This is a genomic window from Streptomyces sp. NPDC058239 (assembly GCF_042882185.1).
Lineage (GTDB): Bacteria > Actinomycetota > Actinomycetes > Streptomycetales > Streptomycetaceae > Streptomyces.
Map to the genome: position 1 here is coordinate 1 of NZ_JBHVWS010000127.1, position 4,755 is coordinate 4,755.

Genomic DNA, 4,755 nt, shown 5'->3' on the forward strand with positions numbered 1-4,755 from the left:
CACCCGCCGAGCACGAAGCCAACTACTACAAGGAACTCACGAAACCCCAGGTCACAACCACAATCTGAGATCTCTACCGAACCCGGGGCGGTTCATCCGTGGCCGTGCCCGCAGGGTTGGAGAGACCGACATCGACCGCACCGACGGCGCCGGGCGGGGTGACGGCGGACACCGTCGTCGCGTTGATCACCGAGAACGGTGCCGCCACCGAGGCGAACGTGACCTGGCTCGTCGAGGTCACGTTGGTGCCCGTGATGGTCACGGCGGTCCCGCCCGATGTCGGTCCGGAAGCCGGAGTGACTCCGGTGATGGTCGGGACGTCGATGTACGTGTACGACAGACCGTTGTTGGTGCCTCCGGCGGTCGTCACACTGACGCCCACCGGCCCGGCTGCCGCACCCGCGGGCACGACGACGCTGATCTGGCTGTCCGACAGCACCGTCGGCGTCGCGGAGTTGGCACCGAAGGACACCGCCGTGGCGGTGGACAGGCCGGTGCCGCTGATGACGACGTTGTTGCCGCCCGCGGTGGGGCCCGAGCTCACGCTCGCCGATCGTGTCCATCACGGCTGCGACGTGCACATGCTTGTGTGTATCGACGCCGATCACGACGTGCCCGGACCTGTGCTGCTCGTTGGTGTTCACGAGGTTCCCTCCGGTCGGTAGCGTGGGATGCACGCTGTCGCCGGCCGGACGGACAGGACTGTCACGGGGACGCTTTGACGAGTTGGCTCCAGGCTCCTGACTTGTTGAATCGGTCCCAGACGCTCGGTCTGCAGCCGTAGCGTCCAGAGTGTCGGTCGGCATGGGCCCGCAGTGCTCCTTGCCGCCCTCGGGCTGGCTCACTGATAGCGTGCCGCCGCCGGCCGACACCCGCGCGGTGTGGCTCGACAGAGGCATGAAGGTGACGCAGTGACTTCAAGTCAGGGTGCCCACCGCACTCTTGTTGCTGTCCCATCGAGTGCACGGCTGGCTGCCCGTGATCCTGATCGGTGTCGATCCCCACAAGTCGTCCCACACCGCCGTCGCCGTCGACGCCGCAGGCCACCAGGTGGCCCAGCGCCGGTTCGTGGTTAACGCCGGAACATTCCGCCAGCTGATGCGCTGGTGCGAGCAGTGGCCCGAGCGCCGCTTCGCGGTCGAGGGTGCCGGCGGCCTGGGCCGCTCGCTCGCCCAGCAGTTGGCCGCGGCGGGCGAGAACGTGGTCGACGTGCCCTCCACTCTGTCGGCCCGGGCCCGACTGCTGGCCACCGGCGGAGACCGCAAGACCGACGCGAAGGACGCCCTCCACGTCGCCCAGGTCGCCCTCTTCCGCCATGACCTGCGACCCGTGGTCCAGAAAGACCAGACCACGATCCTACGGCTGCTGACCGAGCGGCGAGACGACCTGGTCCACGAGCGCACCCGCGTCCTCAACCGACTCCACGCCGTCCTGCGCGATCTCCTGCCCGGCGGAGCACCCACCGGACTCTCGGCCGACAGGGCTGCCGCCTTGATGAAGGGCATCCGACCAGGCACGGCCACCGACAACTGCCGCCGGGACATAGCCCGTGACCTGCTGGCCGACCTGCGCCGCCTGGACCGGCAAGTCAACAACAACGAAGCCGAGATGCGTGAGGCCGTGGCCGCCACCCGCACCACGTTGACCACCTTGCCTGGCTTGGGAACCGTGCTGGCCGCCAAGGTCATCGGCCATATCGGAGACATTGCCCGCTTCCCCACCGAGCACCACTTCGCCAGCTATACCGGCAGCGCGCCCCTGGACGCCTCCAGCGGCAACAACGTCCGCCACTCCCCTGCTCAGAAGCTGCCCGCGCGGCCTGAGCCGCCTGGCGGCAGCTCGCCGGCCTGGACGTCCGCTGCCGCGGCCAGTTCGCTCATGTCGGCGGCGAACTGGCCAACGGCGAAAGCAACAAGCTGATGCGGCTGAGCCGCGGAGGATCCGCCAGCACCTGCGGCTTCGCCCTCTACCTCACCCTCCCCGACATCTTGGGAGAAGCCACCCACAGCACCGGCTCCGATATCAGCCCCCGAAGGATTTCCGGAGCCGACTTGCCATAGGGTGCACGGGTGGCCGACGTTAGTTTCGAGGCTCTGACGCGAGATCATGGCCGGCGTGCACCGGAGCCGACGTTCGGTGAGGTGACCGACCGGGTCTGTCGATGGCTTCGAGCCGTGGACGCCTCGGGCCTGGAACGGGCTTTCGATGAAGCCTTTGAGACTGTGGATATGCATTTCCACGAACCGCCGCGGTTCGGAGCGCTCCTGGCGCTGGTCGAACCGGCACGACAGGCAAGCATGGAGCCCAACGCGCCGTCGGCGGACTTTACGACGCTGCTGACCAGGTTGCAGCTGCGCCTCGGCACCCCGCTCCCACCCTCGCTGATTGGATTTTGGGAGCTACGGGCGCGAAGCCTGCAATGGCGCACACTGTTCGACGCGCTGATGAGCCCGGAGATATTCGCCCCATCCGCTTATCTCGACGGTCATGGCTACGGCCCCGAGTACCGGCTGTCGGTGGCACGGGTGGACAACTCGATTCGCCCGGTCCACGAGTCCTTGGACTACGGATACGTGGAGTGGTTCGACGGCGCCGCAGAGGCCCTACGCGCCACGGCCGCCACCTGGCGGAATTTTGAGGTCGGTGACAGCGTGATGCTCGACCCGACCGTCGCCCGCTCACTGATTCAGATCGCCTCCGACGACGGCGAGTGGGTCGAACTTGTCAGCGACTGGTGCTACGACACCGGCGAGTCGCCCATCTTCCGGGCCGGCGACGACTACGAGGGCTACGCGGACCTGCTCGGCACCAGCATGCCACAGTGGCTTGGCCTGGAGGTCGATGCGACGATGGCACGGCTCGTCACACCGGACCGCGCCACTGACGTAGCGAGCGGGGCGAGCCTGCTCGGCTCGGCATGAACCGTGTATATCTACGCGATTGAACGCTGTTACGCTCGCGGGTCACGGACCCATCCGCCGGGGTGTCATTACGCCTCGATCCCGGCGGGCCACCGGTTGCCCAATGTGGTGTCTCCTGCCGATCTTCAGGAACATCGAGCTCCAGTCGCAGAAGCTCCGGATCGACCGGATCTTCGACGAAGCGCACGAGACCGCCGACCCTGTCCACCTCATGCGGGTCTTCGGGATGGCCCCCGATACAGCGATGAATTACGTCAAGGCCGCACATCCTCACCGCTTCATCAAGGATCCAACTCAAGTATGACCAGTTGGCTTTGACGACGGCGCGTGGCCCCGTTCGGTGGTCAGGGGCGGCCTCGGCCCTCATCTTGTGGTGGGAGCATCATCGAGACCGGCAGAGACTCCTACCACCTCGCCCATACCAAAGCCAGGCCGAACGAGCCGCCGCCAGCTGACCCGGCACGTCAGCCTGAAACAGGATGATCAGTCCTTGCGTCCTGTCGCGGCGACAGTGACACCGAGGCCGATCATCGCGAGGCCGCCGATTCCTCCGACCAGAGAGAGCCGCTGGGGTGAGCTGGCGAACCAGTCCCGTCCGGTCGCCGCGGCCAGTCCCCACAGGCTGTCGCAGGCCACCGCGATGATGTTGAAGACCAGCCCGAGCAACAGCATCTGAACCACGACGTGTCCTTGAGCGCGGTCGACGAACTGCGGCAGCACGGCGGCGAAGAACACAATGGTCTTGGGGTTGGCCACACCGACCGCGAACCCCTCCCACAACGTGCGCAGTCCGCCCTGCGCGGCCTTGTCGACAGTGAACGTGGCCTGCAACGAGCGGCGTTGCCGCCACGCCTTGACACCCAGATACACCAAGTAGCCGGCCCCGGCCAGTTTCAGCACCGTGAAGACGAGGACGGAGCGTTCCACGATCGACCCGACCCCGAGAGCCACGGCCACGATGAGCACATAGGCGCCCAACGTGTTCCCGACGACAGTGGTCAGCGCAGCCCGACGCCCCTGAGCCAGCGCCCGCCCGATCACGAACAACACACTGGGCCCGGGGATCACGATCAACAGGAATGACATAGCCGCGAAGGCAAGTAGACGCTCAGCAGACACCATGGCGCCTATGAAAGCACGGCCAGGTTTCACTCCTCAGCTCCTTTACGCCGTGCAGGGACTGAGAGGGCGATAAGAGCAGGTTCCTCAAACTTGGTACCGATCTGTTCCTCCTGGTGGCGGGCTGCCCCCTGCGGAATTCGCGCGGGCGGCCTCGCCGACGGGCTTCGACCGCTAACTCCCCGCCTCGCTGGAGGGAGTTCTGCCTGGTAAGTCCCGATGTGATCCTCCAGGGCGATCGCGTAAACCAGGGCGAGTTGGCTCTTATCGCCCTCTGAGACGCGCCGGAGCTCCAAGCCATGGCCAAGCACTCCGCAGCAGGAACTGGCACGGATCAAGCGCGGAGCCACAGTGACCTGCCGAAGCGAACCAGCAGCCCGGAACCCACGGGCTACTCTGCTTCCCGAGCCGCAGCCACCCTTCAGTTCTCCGGATTCCCCCTGGAGGTGCCCAACCGGACAGGCCGCCGGCTGCGGGTCTCGCTGCACCTGGGCACCGGTCGCATCATCCGGGCCGACGCCCACGACGCCGACGCCCTGGAGAACCTGCGGATGCAGGCGCTCGGTGTCGTACCAGCCGACCCACCCACGGGACGACGGTACATTCTACCTGGTCAGCTCCCGCTAGTGTCCTGCGCCGGAGATCCGTTGGCAGAAACGCGCGAGGGAGTCGAGGATCTCCTCGGCCGTCTTGGTCCAGGTGAATGGTGTTGGGT

The 4,755-nt window shown here is 66.5% G+C and carries 5 protein-coding genes; 3 read left to right on the forward strand and 2 right to left on the reverse strand.

The genetic code is table 11. The features are described from left to right. Positions 1-73 precede the first annotated feature (73 nt). Positions 74-544, reverse strand: a complete 471-nt coding sequence (locus ACFVYE_RS47090; protein ID WP_389609734.1) for an IPT/TIG domain-containing protein — start codon at positions 542-544, stop codon at positions 74-76. Positions 545-927: 383 nt separating this feature from the next. Here ACFVYE_RS47090 and ACFVYE_RS47095 point away from each other — a divergent pair, with 383 nt between their 5' ends. The 3 genes from ACFVYE_RS47095 (at position 928) to ACFVYE_RS47105 (ending at position 3,225) form a co-directional block, all read left to right on the forward strand. Further along, positions 928-1,920: an IS110 family transposase gene (locus ACFVYE_RS47095; RefSeq protein ID WP_389609735.1), complete on the forward strand. Its 993-nt coding sequence runs from the start codon at positions 928-930 to the stop codon at positions 1,918-1,920. Positions 1,921-2,141: 221 nt separating this feature from the next. Next, positions 2,142-2,921 carry a hypothetical protein gene (locus tag ACFVYE_RS47100; RefSeq protein ID WP_383979428.1) on the forward strand — a complete coding sequence of 260 codons (780 nt, stop codon included), beginning with the start codon at positions 2,142-2,144 and terminating at the stop codon, positions 2,919-2,921. A gap of 103 nt (positions 2,922-3,024) precedes the next feature. Continuing rightward, complete coding sequence (locus tag ACFVYE_RS47105; RefSeq protein WP_383979431.1) at positions 3,025-3,225, forward strand: hypothetical protein; 201 nt, start codon at positions 3,025-3,027, stop codon at positions 3,223-3,225. 179 nt (positions 3,226-3,404) lie between these two features. Here the strand turns inward: ACFVYE_RS47105 and ACFVYE_RS47110 are convergent, their stop codons facing one another. Next, positions 3,405-4,043 (reverse strand): LysE family translocator, encoded by a 639-nt coding sequence (locus ACFVYE_RS47110; protein WP_383979434.1) that lies wholly within the window; start codon positions 4,041-4,043, stop codon positions 3,405-3,407. Positions 4,044-4,755 lie beyond the last annotated feature (712 nt).

Bases quoted from the DNA above. Each gene is read 5' to 3' on its own strand.
- ACFVYE_RS47105 (WP_383979431.1), top strand. From the start codon at position 3,025: ATGTGGTGTCTCCTGCCGATCTTCAGGAACATCGAGCTCCAGTCGCAG.
- ACFVYE_RS47110 (WP_383979434.1), bottom strand. From the start codon at position 4,043: ATGGTGTCTGCTGAGCGTCTACTTGCCTTCGCGGCTATGTCATTCCTG.